The following is a 17,162-nucleotide window of genomic DNA, read 5'->3' on the forward strand; positions in this document are numbered from 1 at the left end:
GAACGGATGCAGGAGAAATCAATTGGTTCCTTGAAAACTAGATAACCGAAAGGAAGAAGCCGGGAAGCGAAGGCGGCGAAGATAAAGCCGGGTTTCGCATGGTTAAGTTAGAAAGGGCGCACGGTGGATGCCTTGGCACTAGGAGCCGATGAAGGACGGGGCAAACGCCGAAACGCTTCGGGGAGCTGTAAGCAAGCGTTGATCCGGAGATGTCCGAATGGGGGAACCCACTGCCCGTAATGGGGCAGTATCCATACCTGAATCCATAGGGTATGGAGGGCACACCCGGGGAACTGAAACATCTCAGTACCCGGAGGAGAAGAAAGCAACCGCGATTCCCTGAGTAGCGGCGAGCGAAACGGGAACAGCCCAAACCAAGAGGCTTGCCTCTTGGGGTTGTAGGACCACTCAGATGGGAGTGACAAAGGAACGGGGTAGACGAAGCGGTCTGGAAAGGCCCGCCAGAGAAGGTGACAGCCCTGTAGTCGAAACTTCGTTCCCTCCCGAGTGGCTCCTGAGTACGACGGGACACGGGGAATCCCGTCGGAAGCAGGGAGGACCATCTCCCAAGGCTAAATACTCCCTAGTGACCGATAGTGAACCAGTACCGTGAGGGAAAGGTGAAAAGCACCCCGGAAGGGGAGTGAAAGAGAACCTGAAACCGTGTGCCTACAAGTAGTCAGAGCCCGTTGATGGGTGATGGCGTGCCTTTTGTAGAATGAACCGGCGAGTTACGATGACGTGCGAGGTTAAGTCGAAAAGACGGAGCCGCAGCGAAAGCGAGTCTGAATAGGGCGCATAGTACGTCGTCGTAGACCCGAAACCAGGTGATCTACCCATGCCCAGGGTGAAGGTAGGGTAACACCTACTGGAGGCCCGAACCCACGCACGTTGAAAAGTGCGGGGATGAGGTGTGGGTAGGGGTGAAATGCCAATCGAACCTGGAGATAGCTGGTTCTCCCCGAAATAGCTTTAGGGCTAGCCTCAAGGGAAGAGTCTTGGAGGTAGAGCACTGATTGAGCTAGGGGCCCTCATCGGGTTACCGAACTCAGTCAAACTCCGAATGCCAACGACTTATCCTTGGGAGTCAGACTACGAGTGATAAGATCCGTAGTCGAGAGGGAAACAGCCCAGACCACCAGCTAAGGTCCCTAAGTGTACGTTAAGTGGAAAAGGATGTGGAGTTGCCCAGACAACCAGGATGTTGGCTTAGAAGCAGCCATCATTTAAAGAGTGCGTAATAGCTCACTGGTCGAGTGACTCTGCGCCGAAAATGTACCGGGGCTAAACGTACCACCGAAGCTGTGGGATGACCGATGGTCATCGGTAGGGGAGCGTTCTAAGTGCGCCGAAGCGAGACCGGAAGGACTCGTGGAGCGCTTAGAAGTGAGAATGCCGGTGTGAGTAGCGAAAACAGAGGTGAGAATCCTCTGCACCGAAAGCCTAAGGGTTCCTGAGGAAGGTTCGTCCGCTCAGGGTTAGTCGGGACCTAAGCCGAGGCCGAAAGGCGTAGGTGATGGGCAACAGGTCGAGATTCCTGTACCACCTCCTCACCGTTTGAGCGATGGGGGGACGCAGGAAGGTAGGGCGAGCAGGCTGCTGGAATAGCCTGTCCAAGCGGTTAGGCCGCCAGATAGGCAAATCCGTCTGGCAATAAGGCGGAACCGTGATGGCGAAGGGACCTTTGGTCCCGAAGTCCCCGATCCTACACTGCCAAGAAAAGCCTCTAGCGAGGTGGGAGGTGCCCGTACCGCAAACCGACACAGGTAGGCGAGGAGAGAATCCTAAGGTGCGCGGGAGAACTCTCGTTAAGGAACTCGGCAAAATGACCCCGTAACTTCGGGAGAAGGGGTGCTCTCTTGGGTCTCAAGCCCGAGGGAGCCGCAGTGAAAAGGCCCAAGCGACTGTTTATCAAAAACACAGGTCTCTGCGAAGCCGAAAGGCGAAGTATAGGGGCTGACACCTGCCCGGTGCTGGAAGGTTAAGGGGAGCGCTTAAGCCGCAAGGCTGAAGGTGCGAACCGAAGCCCCAGTAAACGGCGGCCGTAACTATAACGGTCCTAAGGTAGCGAAATTCCTTGTCGGGTAAGTTCCGACCCGCACGAAAGGTGTAACGACTTGGGCACTGTCTCAACGAGAGACCCGGTGAAATCATACTACCTGTGAAGATGCAGGTTACCCGCGACAGGACGGAAAGACCCCGTGGAGCTTTACTGCAGCCTGATATGGAATTTTGGTATCGCTTGTACAGGATAGGTGGGAGCCTGGGAAGCCGGAGCGCCAGCTTCGGTGGAGGCGGCGGTGGGATACCACCCTGGCGGTATTGAAATTCTAACCCGCACCCCTTATCGGGGTGGGAGACAGTGTCAGGTGGGCAGTTTGACTGGGGCGGTCGCCTCCCAAAAGGTAACGGAGGCGCCCAAAGGTTCCCTCAGAATGGTTGGAAATCATTCGGAGAGTGCAAAGGCAGAAGGGAGCTTGACTGCGAGACGGACAGGTCGAGCAGGGACGAAAGTCGGGCTTAGTGATCCGGTGGTTCCGTATGGAAGGGCCATCGCTCAACGGATAAAAGCTACCCCGGGGATAACAGGCTGATCTCCCCCAAGAGTCCACATCGACGGGGAGGTTTGGCACCTCGATGTCGGCTCATCGCATCCTGGGGCTGTAGTCGGTCCCAAGGGTTGGGCTGTTCGCCCATTAAAGCGGTACGCGAGCTGGGTTCAGAACGTCGTGAGACAGTTCGGTCCCTATCCGTCGCGGGCGCAGGAAATTTGAGAGGAGCTGTCCTTAGTACGAGAGGACCGGGATGGACGCACCGCTGGTGTACCAGTTGTCCCGCCAGGGGCACCGCTGGGTAGCTATGTGCGGAAGGGATAAGCGCTGAAAGCATCTAAGCGTGAAGCCCCCCTCAAGATGAGATTTCCCATCGCGAAAAGCGAGTAAGATCCCTCGAAGATGACGAGGTCGATAGGTCCGAGGTGGAAGCGTGGCGACACGTGGAGCTGACGGATACTAATCGATCGAGGACTTAACCAAGCGGAACGGAAAAGCAAAGGAAGCCGCCCAGCGAAACGGTTTCTTCCAAATGGACGGTTATCTAGTTTTGAGGGAACGAATCTCTCTTGACAAAAGAGATGATTAAAATATAATAATACCTGTCAGAATACTTGCCTAGTGACAATAGCGGAGAGGAAACACCCGTTCCCATTCCGAACACGGAAGTTAAGCTCTCCAGCGCCGATGGTAGTTGGGGCCAGCGCCCCTGCGAGAGTAGGTCGTTGCTAGGCAAGTTAAATCTTCCGCAGTAGCTCAGTGGGGAGCAACGAGCCTAAGCTTCATCGAATAAGCTGCGAGTTGCCTCGACGCATTTGACCTCTTTGAATTAGCTAGAAGAGGAAGAGGCAACAAAAATAGAGTATAAACCAATAACTTGTTATTCCGCAGTAGCTCAGTGGTAGAGCAATCGGCTGTTAACCGATCGGTCGCAGGTTCGAATCCTGCCTGCGGAGCCATGCTTCCATAGCTCAGTTGGTAGAGCACTTCCATGGTAAGGAAGAGGTCACCGGTTCAAGTCCGGTTGGAAGCTTTTGTAATTCTCTTGTTTTTTGGCCCGTTGGTCAAGTGGTTAAGACACCGCCCTTTCACGGCGGTAACACGGGTTCGAATCCCGTACGGGTCACTTTCTTTTTGTGGAGGATTAGCTCAGCTGGGAGAGCACTTGCCTTACAAGCAAGGGGTCGGCGGTTCGATCCCGTCATCCTCCACTATATAATATTTTATTGGATTGTGAGCAGTTGTAAGTTGCCCCCGACACGCTAATACTAGCTAGAAGTGAAAGGTAGATGGAGAGTCAAAGTACGCTCCATTACCTTTCATGCCACCTTAGTTCAATAATTAAGGTTTGGTAATTTTTTATGTCAGCCTTAAGCTTGTTGGTAAAGGCAAGCATTACATCCATGGGTTCGTTCCCATTTATCTAACATCGTTGATCAGCTAGAAGAAGGAAAACAAAGGAACTTAGCGTATATGTCGATCTTTTTTATGCCGGCTTAGCTCAATTGGTAGAGCAACTGACTTGTAATCAGTAGGTTGCGGGTTCAAGTCCTGCAGCCGGCATCGCAATGTGGAGGGGTAGCGAAGTGGCCAAACGCGGCGGACTGTAAATCCGCTCCCTTTGGGTTCGGCGGTTCGAATCCGTCCCCCTCCATCTTCGTAGTTAAACAAGTATAAATTTTTATGTTATGTGTGATAATATTTTCGGTTGGTACTTCTGGATTGTTGGGCTATAGCCAAGCGGTAAGGCAACGGACTTTGACTCCGTGATGCGCTGGTTCGAATCCAGCTAGCCCAGCCATCACTCATTAGTTAGAATTGGCAGGAAGCAACGAGCCTAAGCTTCTATGGATCCGCTCCGAGTTGCCTCGACGCATTTAACATCTTTGAATAGCTAGTAGAGGAAGAGGCAACGGGCCGGAAAATTCCGATATGTTGTCCAACGCATTTAACATCTTTGAGTTTGCTGACAGGGGAAGAGGCATCGAAAATCATGAGTGTCTTCATTTAGCTATATGAGCCATTAGCTCAGTTGGTAGAGCATCTGACTTTTAATCAGAGGGTCGGAGGTTCGAATCCTCCATGGCTCATCGACATGCGGAAGTAGTTCAGTGGCAGAACACCACCTTGCCAAGGTGGGGGTCGCGGGTTCAAGTCCCGTCTTCCGCTTTTTTACAAATAAATATGGGGCCTTAGCTCAGCTGGGAGAGCGCCTGCTTTGCACGCAGGAGGTCATCGGTTCGATCCCGATAGGCTCCATTGACTAACATCCCATTTCGTTTCATTCCGAAATGGGATGTTTTTTGTTTGTGCTGATCTCAGATTTTTTGTCTGTCAAGAATAAATATTCAAAAAATTGTTAAGTTGAGTCAATATGATATTTTCGTCTACAATAGTGAAGTAGTACGATGGAAAGGGGAGGCAGCATGAAGAAGATATCGATTATTGGGGTGCCAATGGATTTAGGGCAGACACGCCGCGGTGTGGATATGGGACCGAGTGCCATGCGTTATGCGGGAATAATCGAAAGGCTAGAACGCCTTCATTATGAAATTGAAGATTTAGGCGATATTTCAATTGGAAAAGCGGAACGGTCTGATGATGAAGAGTTACGACTTAACTTACGTAATTTGAAAGCGATTGCAGAAATAAATGAAAAATTAGCCGAGATGGTGGACGATGTAGTCCAAAGAGGGCGCTTTCCTCTTGTATTAGGCGGCGACCATAGCATTGCCATTGGAACATTAGCAGGTGTCGCAAAGCATTATCAAAATTTGGGAGTTATTTGGTATGATGCCCATGGCGATTTAAATACGGCGGAAACTTCTCCGTCTGGGAACATTCATGGGATGTCGCTCGCTGTGAGTCTTGGCTTGGGGCATCCACATTTGACGAATATCGGTGGTTACAGCCCAAAAGTGAAACCGGAAAATATTGTTCTTATTGGTGTCCGCTCTCTTGATGAGGGGGAAAAGCGATTAATCCATGACAAGGGAATTAAGGTATATACAATGCATGAAGTAGATCGCCTCGGCATGACGACAGTGATGCAAGAAACGATTGCTTATTTGAAGGGACAGACGGACGGCGTGCATTTATCACTCGATTTAGATGGGATGGATCCGCACGATGCTCCGGGAGTGGGCACGCCGGTTATCGGGGGGCTTACTTATCGCGAAAGCCATTTGGCAATGGAAATGCTTGCAGAAGCGCAACTAATTACATCAGCGGAATTTGTAGAAGTCAATCCGATTTTAGATGAACGCAATAAGACTGCCTCCGTCGCGGTAGGATTGATAGGGTCCCTTTTTGGAGAAAAGTTAGTGTAGAGGCAGAAAACGGCAGATTTTATAGAATCTGCTGTTTTATTTTTGTTTAGTGAAAGATTAAGCAGATATGGTAAAATAATTGTACGTGCTTGCCTGAAACTTTTTTTATGCATGAACGTAATACACTGTAGCCGCAGTGTGCGGAGGTATCGTATTATATGGAGATATTCGTGAAAAAACGCATCAAAGCGATCAAAAAAGGGGATCAAAATGCCTATGCAGATATTGTAGACCTTTATAAAGACAAAATATACCGCTTATGTTACCGTATGCTCGGAAACCGTCACGAGGCGGAAGATACCGCCCAAGAGGCATTTATTCGCGCTTATGTTAATATTCATACGTATAATCCAAACATGAAGTTTTCTTCGTGGCTTTACCGAATTGCCACCAATTTAGCAATTGATAAAATCCGGAAGAAAAAACCCGACGCCTATTTAGACGAAGAGATAAGCGGCACGGACGGACTTACGATGTATTCGCAGCTTTCCTCTAATGAAGCTTCTCCGGAAGAAACATTAGAAAGCATGGAGCTACAGGAAACCGTACAGAAAGCGATTGAAAAACTTCCAGAAAAGTATCGCAGCGTTATTGTGTTAAAGTATATAGAAGATTTATCGTTACAGGAGATTAGCGAAATTTTGGATTTGCCGCTCGGCACCGTAAAAACAAGAATTCACCGTGGCAGAGAAGCGTTACGAAAGCATTTGGGCCATTTATGAGAGGAGGGAAGAACATGAAATGTCCACATAACATTATAAACCTTATGCACGATTACTTAGATGGTGATATTGAGCCGCATGATGCGAAAATATTAAGGGAGCATTTGCAGCAATGTTCGGCATGCGCTGACCATTTTAATGGATTAAAGAAAACAGTGGCGTTTATTCAGCATGCGTCCCACCTCATCCCTCCTTCTGACTTTACGGCGCGTGTGATGGCAAAGCTGCCGAAAGAGAAGAAGATAATTCGTATGAGAAGGTGGCTGCAAAACCATCCGTTCATTACCGCCGCGTCTTTATTTGTTATTTTGACGATCGGAAGCCTATTTACCACATGGAATGAACAAAAACAGTTTTCTGTTTCGACACGTGAAAATGTCATCATTCGTGGCCATACGGTTATTGTTCCGAAAGGAGAAGTTGTCCAAGGAGACATCGTCGTTCGCAACGGTTCTATAAAGATCGAAGGGAAAGTCGAGGGCAATGTTACCGTCATTCATGGTGAAAAATATTTAGCTTCCGCGGGGCAAGTAACAGGAGAATTGGAAGAAATTAACCAAGTATTTGAATGGATTTGGTATAATATTAAGGAGCGAGTAAAGGATGCTGTGGAAGCGTTCGAATAGAGGGCCATCTTTTTCGATGGCTTTTTTGTATGATATGTTATAATAAAAGAGCTGTTTAAATACAATATGTTGGAATTAGATAATAAAGGAAGTGTGAAAATGCCTTTCGGAGAGCTCCCGATTTTAAGCTATTTAGGCAAGATCGTTGATATTCTAGTTGTTTGGTATGTCATATATAAATTCATTATGATGATTCGCGGGACGAAGGCGGTCCAGCTTTTAAAAGGAATTATTCTTATTATGCTCGTGCATCTCGTTAGTAACTTTCTCGGCCTTAGCACATTGCAATGGTTAATGGATCGGGCAATCACATGGGGGTTTCTCGCGCTTATTATTATCTTCCAGCCGGAATTACGGCGCGCGCTTGAGCAGTTAGGGCGGGGAAGGCTGTTTTCGCGAAGCAGCGCAAATGATGACGAAGAACAAACGAAAATGGTTGAGGCGATTATTAAAGCGACAGAATATATGGCAAAACGGCGGATTGGCGCGTTAATTTCCATTGAACGGGAAACGGGAATGGGAGATTATATTGAAACAGGCATTATTTTGAATGCCCGTGTTTCTTCTGAACTATTAATTAATATTTTTATCCCTAACACTCCGTTGCACGACGGGGCCGTCATCATTCAGAAAAACCATGTTGCAGCGGCTGCCTGCTATTTGCCGCTTTCCGAAAGCCCATTTATTTCAAAAGAGCTCGGGACTCGGCATCGTGCTGCGTTAGGGATCAGCGAAGTGACAGATAGTATAACGGTCGTTGTATCAGAAGAGACCGGCGCGGTATCGATCACCAAAAACGGGGAGCTGCACCGAGATTTGACTCCGGAACAGTTTCGGGAGTTGCTTACAAAGGAGCTAGTGCCAGCCACAAAGGCGACTTCCTCATCCCGTTGGCAATGGAGGGGGAAGAAACATGATGGATAGGTTAATGAATAACCATTGGTTTATTAAAATATTTTCTTTGCTGTTAGCGATTATGCTTTATATGTCAGCGAATATTGAAAAAGAAACAAAATCGGGAGTGATTACCCGCAATACGGTGGGGCAGGAGGATACAGAAACGCTGACGAATGTTCCTGTCGTCGTTTATTATGATGAGGAAAATTTAATTGTCTCTGGTATTCCGAAATATGTGAATATCACTTTGCAAGGGCCTGCAAGCATCGTAAAGCCGACTGCTTTGCAGCGCGACTTTGAAGTGTATATTGATTTAACAGACTTACCGTTAGGAACGTATACCGTTCCAATAAAATATAAAGACATCTCTGATAAACTAAAGGTTCAAATTCACCCTTCAACAGCAAGAGTAACAATTCAGGAGAAAGTTTCTAAAAATTTCTCTGTTGGGGTTGATTTGATCAATAAAAATAAAGTGCCGGAAGGCTATATGATTGAACAGCCGCTTGTCAAACCGAACTCTGTCACCATCACTGGTGCCAAACAGTTGATTGATAGCATATCATCCGTAAGAGCGAGAATTGATTTAGGTGGAGCAACAGATACTGTAACACAAGAATCAAGGGTAACCGTTTACGACAGTCGCGGGAACGTGCTAAATTTAGATGTGCAGCCTTCCGTAGTGGAAGTAACTGTTCCGATTAAAAGCCCAAGCAAAACGGTTCCGCTGAAAATTAATCGGACAGGATCGCTGCGAAAAGGATTAAGCATTGTCAAAATAGAAACGATCCCAAATCAAGTGACGATTTTTGGTGAAAAAGAAAAAATCGATTCCATTGAATTTATTGACGGCATTACGATTAATTTGGACGAAATTACAAAAGATACAACGTTGGAAATGGATGTTCCATTGCCCGAAGGAGTAAAAAGCGTTGATCCTTCAAAAATAAAAGTAGTGGTTGACGTGCAAGAAGAAAAAACGAAAATATTAAAGGAAGTGCCAATTCATGTAGTAGGATTAGGAGATCAATATACAGTTGATTTTATCGATCCACAAAAAGGAGCGATGGATGTTCAACTATATGGAGCGCCAGACGTATTAGACAATATTCAAACGAACGATGTTAAGTTGTATGTCGATGTCAGTGATTTAGGCGTTGGTGAGCATGAAGTAAAAGCGGAATTAAATGGTCCGCAAAATATCAAATGGGAATTGCCGAAAAAAAACGTAAAAATTAAAATTAATGAACGATAATTTCATTTACGTAAGGAGAGATTGACATAATGGGTAAATATTTTGGTACTGATGGCGTTCGCGGAGTTGCGAATCGCGAGTTGACACCGGAACTAGCATTTAAAATTGGCCGCTGCGGAGGCTATGTATTAACAAAAAGCGAAGAACGGCCAAAAGTATTGATTGGCCGCGATACACGCATTTCTGGACATATGCTTGAAGGAGCGCTTGTCGCCGGATTACTTTCGATCGGGGCGGAAGTAATGCGCCTTGGTGTTATTTCCACCCCAGGCGTTGCTTATTTGACAAAAGCGTTAGGAGCGCAAGCGGGAATTATGATTTCCGCATCACATAACCCTGTTCAAGACAATGGAATTAAGTTTTTTGGCCCGGACGGTTTTAAGCTTTCCGATGAACAAGAACAAGAAATTGAAGCGCTGATTGATAGCCCGGAAGATATGTTGCCAAGACCGATCGGAAAAGCGTTAGGACAAGTGAACGATTATTTTGAAGGTGGTCAAAAGTATTTGCAGTATTTAAAACAGACCATTGACGAAGATTTTTCCGGAATGAAGATTGCGCTCGATTGTGCGCATGGGGCCACCTCGTCCCTTGCCACCCATTTATTCGCTGATTTGGAAGCGGATGTTGTGACAATGGGGGCATCGCCGAATGGCATTAACATTAATGAAGGGGTTGGCTCGACCCATCCGGAAGCGTTAGCGTCGTTTGTAAAAGAAAAAGGCGCGGACGTCGGGCTCGCCTTTGACGGCGACGGGGATCGCTTGATTGCGGTGGATGAATACGGAAATATTGTGGATGGCGACCAAATTATGTACATTTGCGCGAAATATTTAAAAGAAATTGGCCGTCTTAAACAGCAAACGGTCGTTTCCACTGTGATGAGCAATCTCGGATTTTACAAAGCACTTGAAGCGCAAGGAATTCAAAGTGTGCAAACGGCTGTCGGCGATCGTTACGTCGTAGAGGAAATGAGGAAAAATGGATATAACTTAGGTGGAGAACAATCGGGACATATTATTTTCCTTGATTACAATACGACGGGAGATGGGCTGCTGACAGCGCTGCAGCTTGTAAATATTATGAAAATCAAAGAAAAACCACTTTCTGAGCTCGCGAGTGAAGTGAAGAAATATCCGCAACAGCTCATGAATGTAAAAGTTGCCGATAAACATAAAGTGATGGAAAACGAAAAAGTGAAAGCCGTAATTCAAGAAGTGGAAAAAGAAATGAGCGAAAACGGCCGTGTTCTTGTCCGGCCGTCCGGAACGGAACCGCTTGTGCGCGTGATGGTAGAGGCGCCGACGGAAGAATCATGCCGGAACTATGTTGAACGGATTGCCTCTGTCATTCGCGAGGAAATGGGAATCGAATAGAATCAAATTAAGAATGAAAGCTCATCACCAGCCTATGCATAAATGGAACATTCTATTCTGTTTATGCATAGGTTATTTTATGAAATAATATGGCAGTTGACGTTTTAAGAAACGTACTGTAATATTATTTTGTTATTATTTTAAAAAAGAAAGGTGGGTAGAGGGTTTTATTCTGTCATTTATTTGCAAAGCGCCTGGACTAAGCGTGGACGGAAGAACGCTTAGTTGACGAGGAGGAGGTTTATCGAGGTTTCGGCGGATGCCTCCCGGTTGTTGCGATTACAGCCGCAAGTCCTTTCTTAAAACAAAGGGGTGACCCTTTGGACAAAGGGAAGGACATAATCGCAAAAGCACGGAAACGGGGGAGTCTGTCTGCGCAAAAGGACTAGACCCCTGGCGTCGTTCCTTGAAAAAAGAATATAGTGAAGGATCTTTTGTGCGGCAGCCTCCCCAAATCATAAGGGAGGAAAACGGTTATGTGCGGAATTGTCGGTTACATCGGTCAACATGACGTCAAGGAAATTTTATTGCGCGGATTAGAAAAATTGGAGTATCGCGGGTATGACTCCGCAGGCATCGCGATGTTGAACGAAGAAGGAATTCATCTTTTTAAAGAAAAAGGACGGATTGCCGATTTGCGGGCTGTCGTTGATCCGAAAGTCAGCGCCACTCTTGGAATCGGCCATACGCGCTGGGCGACACACGGTGCTCCGAGCCGCATCAATGCGCACCCGCACCAAAGCGCTTCTGGCCGCTTTACGCTCGTGCATAACGGGGTTATTGAGAACTATGCGATTTTGCAACAGGAGTATTTACAAGATGTGGCGCTGAAAAGCGACACGGATACGGAAATTGTCGTGCAGCTTGTTGAAAAGTTTGTGAATGACGGCCTTTCTGTTGAAGAAGCGTTCCGCAAAACGTTAACCTTGCTGAAAGGTTCTTATGCGATCGCGATGATTGATGCGGAAAATCAAGAAGTTATTTATGTCGCAAAAAATAAAAGCCCGTTGCTTGTCGGAATTGGCAATGGCTTCAATGTTGTGGCGAGCGACGCGATGGCGATGCTGCAAGTGACAAACCAATTTGTCGAATTGATGGATAAAGAAATGGTCATAGTGACGAGAGAAAGCATTACGATTAAAAATTTGAACGGCGATATCATTGAACGCGCTCCATATACCGCGGAGTTAGACGCGAGTGACATCGAAAAAGGGACATATCCGCATTACATGTTGAAAGAAATCGATGAGCAGCCGTTTGTCATGCGCCGCATCATTCAAAAATATCAAGATGAAAACGGCCAGCTTACGATTGCACCAGAAGTGGTCGCGGAAGTGGTCAATGCGGATCGTTTATATATTATCGCTTGTGGTACAAGTTATCATGCGGGATTAGTCGGAAAACAGCTGATCGAGAAATGGGCGAAAATCCCTGTCGAAGTGCATGTTGCCAGCGAGTTTTCGTACAATATGCCGCTGTTGTCTGAAAAACCGCTATTCATTTACATTTCTCAAAGCGGGGAAACGGCGGACAGCCGTGCGGTGCTTGTTCAAACGAAGAAACTCGGCCATAAAGCGATTACGATTACAAACGTACCGGGCTCTACTCTTTCCCGTGAGGCAGATTATACGCTATTGTTACATGCCGGCCCGGAAATCGCCGTCGCATCGACGAAAGCATATACAGCGCAAATCGCCGTGCTTGCGATTTTAGCGACAGCTGCGGCGAAAGCGAAAGGCATTGCGCTGGACTTCGACTTGAAAAAAGAGCTTGGCATTATCGCCAATGTGATGGAAATGTTGTGCGACGCGAAAGAAGAAATGGAAAAAATCGCCCGCGAATATTTATCAACGACGCGCAACTGCTTCTTCATCGGCCGCGCCGTTGACTATTATGTATGTCTTGAAGGTGCGTTGAAATTAAAAGAGATTTCTTACATTCAAGCGGAAGGATTCGCTGGCGGAGAATTGAAGCATGGAACGATCGCTCTGATCGAAGACGGCACTCCAGTCGTTGCCTTGTCGACGCAAGAGCACGTCAACTTAAGCATCCGTGGCAATGTCAAAGAAGTTGTCGCCCGCGGCGCCAATCCATGCATTATTTCGATGAGAGGCTTGGAAACAGACGAAGACCGCTACGTCATCCCGGCGGTTCATCCGATGCTTACACCGCTCGTTTCCGTCGTGCCGTTGCAGCTCATCGCCTACTACGCGGCACTGCATCGCGGCTGCGATGTCGACAAACCGCGCAACTTGGCGAAGAGCGTAACGGTCGAATAAAAGATGAAAACATGTGTCCCGTTTTTGTCGAGTTACAAAAAAGTTGTATACTGAACAAAAAAGTCGTATACTCGACAAAAAAGTTGTATACTCGCTTTTGATTAATTAAATATTTTAGGGCGACGATTTGAGCAAAGTTATGCCTCTAACGTTTTAGCGTTAGAGGCTATATTTTTTAGGAGAAAGGTCTAAATCGAATAAAGAAAAGTTTTTTAATTCTCTGTTAAGATGAGTATGTAGATGATTTATTAGAAAGAATGGCGTTTATACGAGAAGCTATTAGGAGCATAAGGGAAATTTGGAGAAACGTATACAGGTTAAATATGGTTAAGATTTTTGCTACTAAATAAATGTTGCTTACCAGCTAAAAAGAAAGTTAAAGAATATTCTATTGTCCCCCCAAAATATAAAAAGGAAGCTATGCAACTTATTTTGAACTTACCCCTGTCAAGTAGACAGTGTTTAAAAAGACCCTCTCATCAGCTTCATCCATCATAGTTGATTGGGCTTTGTCAGTGTCAAGGAAATCACTTGACACTGACAGCCCATCAACTAATTGGCAGACAAGCTGATGGAGGAGCTACTCTAGTCATCCGTGATTCCTTGTGTTATGCACATACCTTCTTTCTGTATTGTACAGGGCTAAGGTATGTAAGTTTCCTTTGAATGCGCCTATCATTATAAAACTCCATATATTTATGAACAGCTGCTTCCAGGTCATCCACGGAGTGAAATTCCTTAAGATATATACATTCTGTTTTTAGATGGCTAAAAAAGCTTTCTATACAAGCATTGTCTAAACAGTCTGCTTTTCTGGACATACTTGGAATCATACCATGTTGTTTGAGAGTTGCGTGGTATTCATGGGATGTGTACTGGAACCCTTGGTCACTGTGTAAAATGGTTCCATTCACATCTCGTTTTTTTATTGCTTCGTCTAAGGTATCAAGAACCAGTGGAACATCATTTCTTTTACTGATTCGGTATGAAATCACTTCCGTTAAAGAGATCATAGATAACGGATAAGTATAGACGCTGGTTGTCCCAAAGGAGATAGGTAATATCTGTCACCCATTTCTCATTCGGTTTACTCGCTGTAAATTGTCTATTTAATACGTTCGGTACCTTCATTCTTTCTGAACCTTTTCGGTAGGCCTGCTTTTTTCTGCGAATTTTCGCCTGAAGATTCATTAGCTTCATTAAGCGATAAATACATTTGTGATTGATTCTCCACCCGTATTCCCGCAAAATGTATGCCTTTACTCTTGGATAACCATAGGTTCCATTGGATACTTCATAGGCTTCCACGATCAAATTCATGATGCCTTGATTTCTTAAATCCCTCACTGTTGTTACATTTTTTCGTTTCAGCCACTTATAATAACCGCTTCTGGAAACACAAGCTATCTTGCATAACAAAGAAATAGGATAGGAACTACTAAGATCATGAATGATGGAATAGAAGACGGTTTTGTCTCTGGTTTTCACCTCCTTTTCAAGGCAATAAGCTTTTTTAAGAATTCATTTTCTGCTTTGAGTTTTCGATTTTCTTCTTCTACTGTTAATGGCTTCTTTCTTGGGCGGCCCCGTTTAGAGGAAATGGTTTTTCCTCTACGTTCTTTTAGTCCTTCTTCTCCATACTGTTGATAGTTCTTTACCCAAATGCGTACCCTTTTAGGATCTTTGATCCCCATTCTCTTGGCTACTTTTCGATACCCTAATTGTTCATTCAAATACATCGTCACTGCACGTAATTTAAATTCAAAACTATAGCTTGTGTATTTTGCATCTGATTTATCCAAAAAAATCCCTCCTGCATAGCAGTGTGTCCTTTTTCTACACTGTCTACACAAGAGGGATAATATCAGTTAGACAGTATAGCCTTTTTTTGCGCTGTCTACTATAAGGGGATAATACCAAAAGGAAGCAAAAAATTCCTTTAAACGGTCAACCTCTTCTTTTTTTAAAAGCTCCTTAATCCTTTGTTGTTGATTCAAGACCCATATATCCTCTTTTTTCATTGTTAGTGGCAATTAAGAATTGTAGTGTTTGGCAATTAAGGATATGCATAATTTATTGCATATTCACCGCTTTACATGGAGTGGCGGGTATGATAGGCTTATATGCCTTGCAAAGTCCTGTGGCTTGCCCCCTTTGCCAGAAAGCATGCCCGCAGAGGCTCCATGTCAAGCGACAACAGGTATGAAATTTTATACAGATCATTGAATATTCTTATTTGCCATTTCATGCATTTTTTAATTGCCAAAAACATTTTTCGTACATAGTAGCATTATCTTTATGCTTCAATATTTCACCTCGTTTAACAACTTCCTACTAGGTCGAATAAGGAAAAACAATAAAATCAATATTCACGTTAACAGAGCCTAATTAAATAAAATGTAAATAAAATGTAATAATGGACAAGAAATATTCTTATGTTAAAATGTAGGTAGGAAGGGTATCTCTGGATAAGGAAATTATCTTGAGACAAAGGGACAATCCTCTCGTCAAGACGAATCCAATGCACGTCAAGCGCTCAAAAAGACTAGACGACAATTTTCCGACCATGCACGATGCGAAAGATGTACTCGTCATTGTCCAACTCATGAAAGATAGCCGATTTAGCTATCCATGCATTTTTAAAGGGATGGAGGTGGAGCTTCGTGTAAGGCAACGTTTCGATCCAGACTCGCGAAAGAGTAGGAGCGGTTCCGAATCAGTTGATTCGCTGGTTCGATCGGTATTATCAGGAGTTATGGTAAAAATTTCTTTATTTTAGAAAAATAGCGCTTGCTACGTTGAAATATACACCGTACCCGTCTGATTTTAACAGGAAAGAGATCGAGAAGGCCCTTGTACTTGCCGGCAAAGCGAGGGATTATAATCATCACAAAAGTCGGAAACAAGAAAAGTAGAAGAAGGAGATTTCGCCCCCTCTCCTTTTCCGTGTCATGATGCCGATATCCGTCACAACGAAGTGGTTCGACAGTTGCAAAACCATTACACGACAAATAACTTATTTCGGAGAAACAATCGATTGTTGAGCTATGTAGGAATTTACTAAAGGTACTGCATGTGTTAAGTACAAAGCACCAAGCGTTTAATGCAAATTGAATAATCAAGGACGTTTTCGGTCTCAAACAGGCAGCTTGAGGCCTATAAGACAGCCGATTTCCTAGACAACAAAAATGACACGGAGAAGCTGGCACAATGTCATTTTATTTGATATTGAGTCCCCAAAGGAGCTTCGCCAGCCTTTATGACTAGACCGAACGAAGGAATGTCGTCACACAGATGCCAAAAGACTTGGGGGCATTATAAGTTGTACAGAGATCCAACGTGCATCCCATACTCTTTCCTTTTACTACAATCTACTTTAACCAGTAGTGGCAACGAAACATACACATTCACTATTATATATACACATATTTAGAAATAAAGGAAAAATATCTTTTTGCCCCCTACATAAAGGCCACCATCTTTGACATATCAACATTTATAGAGGGAGACAGTTATGGATAAATTATCAAAAATATTATTTGGTGCTGTTATTACCATATTTATCATTTTGGCGATTATAACTATTGGAGCAATATACATATTTCAAAAAGATGGATTAATATCAGATGACTACAGTACTTTTCCACCTGAAGCCAAATTAATTACAAATAACCAAGAATACATTTTAAGTTTAGAAGCTTACACATGGGAAGTAGGGAATAGTGTCTCTGGAAATAAGATGGAAGAAAATATAAGTGTTTATGCTTTGGGGCAAAAGAAAAGCCCTATAGAAGTAAATAAAAAGCAGATGGCGAAACTTCAGTTTATTAAGCATCAAGAATTTAAGCTTGAACAAATAATAGCCTATTTGTGGAGAAATGAAAATCAAAAAGAGAAGTTAAAGGTAAAGAGAAATCATACTTTCATTCTGCCAAATAATCCAGGAAATTATGTATTAGAACTAAATATCAAAAGTAACCGAGGTCATGTCCAATATGTCGGAAAAATTATTGTAAAATAAGGGCTTAAACGCTCTTATTTTTTTATGTCTAGGTTGTTATTATAATGCTTTGTAATTCTTTACTAAGTAGATTCGCGAATCAAAAAAATATTAAAAAAAGGGGTA

Annotated in this window: 10 protein-coding genes, 10 tRNA genes, 2 rRNA genes and 1 pseudogene; 20 read left to right on the plus strand and 3 right to left on the minus strand. The window is 44.6% G+C overall.

Going from position 1 to position 17,162, the window contains the following annotated elements:
* Positions 1-100 precede the first annotated feature (100 nt).
* The 19 genes from MWM02_RS00885 to glmS all read left to right on the plus strand — a co-directional run bounded on the left by MWM02_RS00885 (position 101) and on the right by glmS (position 13,036).
* A 23S ribosomal RNA gene (locus MWM02_RS00885) occupies positions 101-3,035 on the plus strand.
* A gap of 134 nt (positions 3,036-3,169) precedes the next feature.
* A 5S ribosomal RNA gene (gene rrf, locus MWM02_RS00890) occupies positions 3,170-3,286 on the plus strand.
* Positions 3,287-3,436: 150 nt separating this feature from the next.
* Positions 3,437-3,511: transfer RNA gene (locus tag MWM02_RS00895), tRNA-Asn, on the plus strand.
* A gap of 1 nt (position 3,512) precedes the next feature.
* Positions 3,513-3,585: transfer RNA gene (locus tag MWM02_RS00900), tRNA-Thr, on the plus strand.
* Between the two features lie 21 nt (positions 3,586-3,606).
* Positions 3,607-3,678, plus strand: a tRNA-Glu gene (locus tag MWM02_RS00905).
* A gap of 12 nt (positions 3,679-3,690) precedes the next feature.
* Positions 3,691-3,763: transfer RNA gene (locus MWM02_RS00910), tRNA-Val, on the plus strand.
* A gap of 279 nt (positions 3,764-4,042) precedes the next feature.
* Positions 4,043-4,115 (plus strand) — tRNA-Thr (locus tag MWM02_RS00915).
* A 9-nt stretch (positions 4,116-4,124) separates the two neighbouring features.
* A tRNA-Tyr gene (locus MWM02_RS00920) sits at positions 4,125-4,206 on the plus strand.
* Positions 4,207-4,278: 72 nt separating this feature from the next.
* A tRNA-Gln gene (locus MWM02_RS00925) sits at positions 4,279-4,353 on the plus strand.
* A gap of 216 nt (positions 4,354-4,569) precedes the next feature.
* A tRNA-Lys gene (locus MWM02_RS00930) sits at positions 4,570-4,642 on the plus strand.
* 7 nt (positions 4,643-4,649) lie between these two features.
* A tRNA-Gly gene (locus tag MWM02_RS00935) sits at positions 4,650-4,721 on the plus strand.
* A gap of 17 nt (positions 4,722-4,738) precedes the next feature.
* Positions 4,739-4,811 (plus strand) — tRNA-Ala (locus MWM02_RS00940).
* A 167-nt stretch (positions 4,812-4,978) separates the two neighbouring features.
* Positions 4,979-5,881, plus strand: a complete 903-nt coding sequence (gene rocF, locus MWM02_RS00945) for an arginase (RefSeq protein ID WP_244402741.1) — start codon at positions 4,979-4,981, stop codon at positions 5,879-5,881.
* Positions 5,882-6,039: 158 nt separating this feature from the next.
* Positions 6,040-6,603 (plus strand): RNA polymerase sigma factor SigW, encoded by a 564-nt coding sequence (sigW, locus tag MWM02_RS00950; RefSeq protein WP_064551475.1) that lies wholly within the window; start codon positions 6,040-6,042, stop codon positions 6,601-6,603.
* A 14-nt stretch (positions 6,604-6,617) separates the two neighbouring features.
* On the plus strand, positions 6,618-7,229 hold the full coding sequence (gene rsiW, locus MWM02_RS00955) for an anti-sigma-W factor RsiW (protein ID WP_064551473.1): 612 nt from the start codon (positions 6,618-6,620) through the stop codon (positions 7,227-7,229).
* A gap of 99 nt (positions 7,230-7,328) precedes the next feature.
* Entirely contained in the window at positions 7,329-8,153 is an 825-nt protein-coding gene (gene cdaA / locus MWM02_RS00960; RefSeq protein WP_064551471.1) for a diadenylate cyclase CdaA, read from the plus strand.
* On the plus strand, positions 8,146-9,381 hold the full coding sequence (locus tag MWM02_RS00965; protein ID WP_064551480.1) for a CdaR family protein: 1,236 nt from the start codon (positions 8,146-8,148) through the stop codon (positions 9,379-9,381). The genes cdaA and MWM02_RS00965 overlap by 8 nt, the downstream gene beginning before the upstream one ends.
* 29 nt (positions 9,382-9,410) lie before the next feature.
* Positions 9,411-10,757 (plus strand): phosphoglucosamine mutase, encoded by a 1,347-nt coding sequence (gene glmM, locus MWM02_RS00970; RefSeq protein ID WP_244402742.1) that lies wholly within the window; start codon positions 9,411-9,413, stop codon positions 10,755-10,757.
* Positions 10,758-11,233: 476 nt separating this feature from the next.
* Positions 11,234-13,036: a glutamine--fructose-6-phosphate transaminase (isomerizing) gene (gene glmS / locus MWM02_RS00975; protein WP_064551467.1), complete on the plus strand. Its 1,803-nt coding sequence runs from the start codon at positions 11,234-11,236 to the stop codon at positions 13,034-13,036.
* 608 nt (positions 13,037-13,644) lie between these two features.
* Here the strand turns inward: glmS and MWM02_RS19520 are convergent.
* From MWM02_RS19520 to MWM02_RS19345, 3 genes and pseudogenes are all read right to left on the minus strand, one after another.
* A pseudogene (locus MWM02_RS19520) lies at positions 13,645-14,524 on the minus strand (IS3 family transposase).
* The gene (locus MWM02_RS00985) at positions 14,521-14,838 is read right to left on the minus strand and encodes a transposase (protein WP_244402447.1); all 318 of its coding nucleotides are present in this window, start codon (positions 14,836-14,838) and stop codon (positions 14,521-14,523) included. Before MWM02_RS00985 ends, MWM02_RS19520 begins: the two are co-directional and overlap by 4 nt.
* Positions 14,839-14,904: 66 nt before the next feature.
* The gene (locus MWM02_RS19345) at positions 14,905-15,033 is read right to left on the minus strand and encodes a hypothetical protein (RefSeq protein ID WP_256462199.1); all 129 of its coding nucleotides are present in this window, start codon (positions 15,031-15,033) and stop codon (positions 14,905-14,907) included.
* A 1,517-nt stretch (positions 15,034-16,550) separates the two neighbouring features.
* Here MWM02_RS19345 and MWM02_RS00990 point away from each other — a divergent pair.
* Positions 16,551-17,057 carry a hypothetical protein gene (locus MWM02_RS00990; protein WP_064551510.1) on the plus strand — a complete coding sequence of 169 codons (507 nt, stop codon included), beginning with the start codon at positions 16,551-16,553 and terminating at the stop codon, positions 17,055-17,057.
* Positions 17,058-17,162 lie beyond the last annotated feature (105 nt).

The sequence above is a fragment of the Parageobacillus sp. KH3-4 genome, from assembly GCF_022846435.1.
Classification (GTDB): Bacteria; Bacillota; Bacilli; order Bacillales; family Anoxybacillaceae; genus Parageobacillus; species Parageobacillus thermoglucosidasius_A.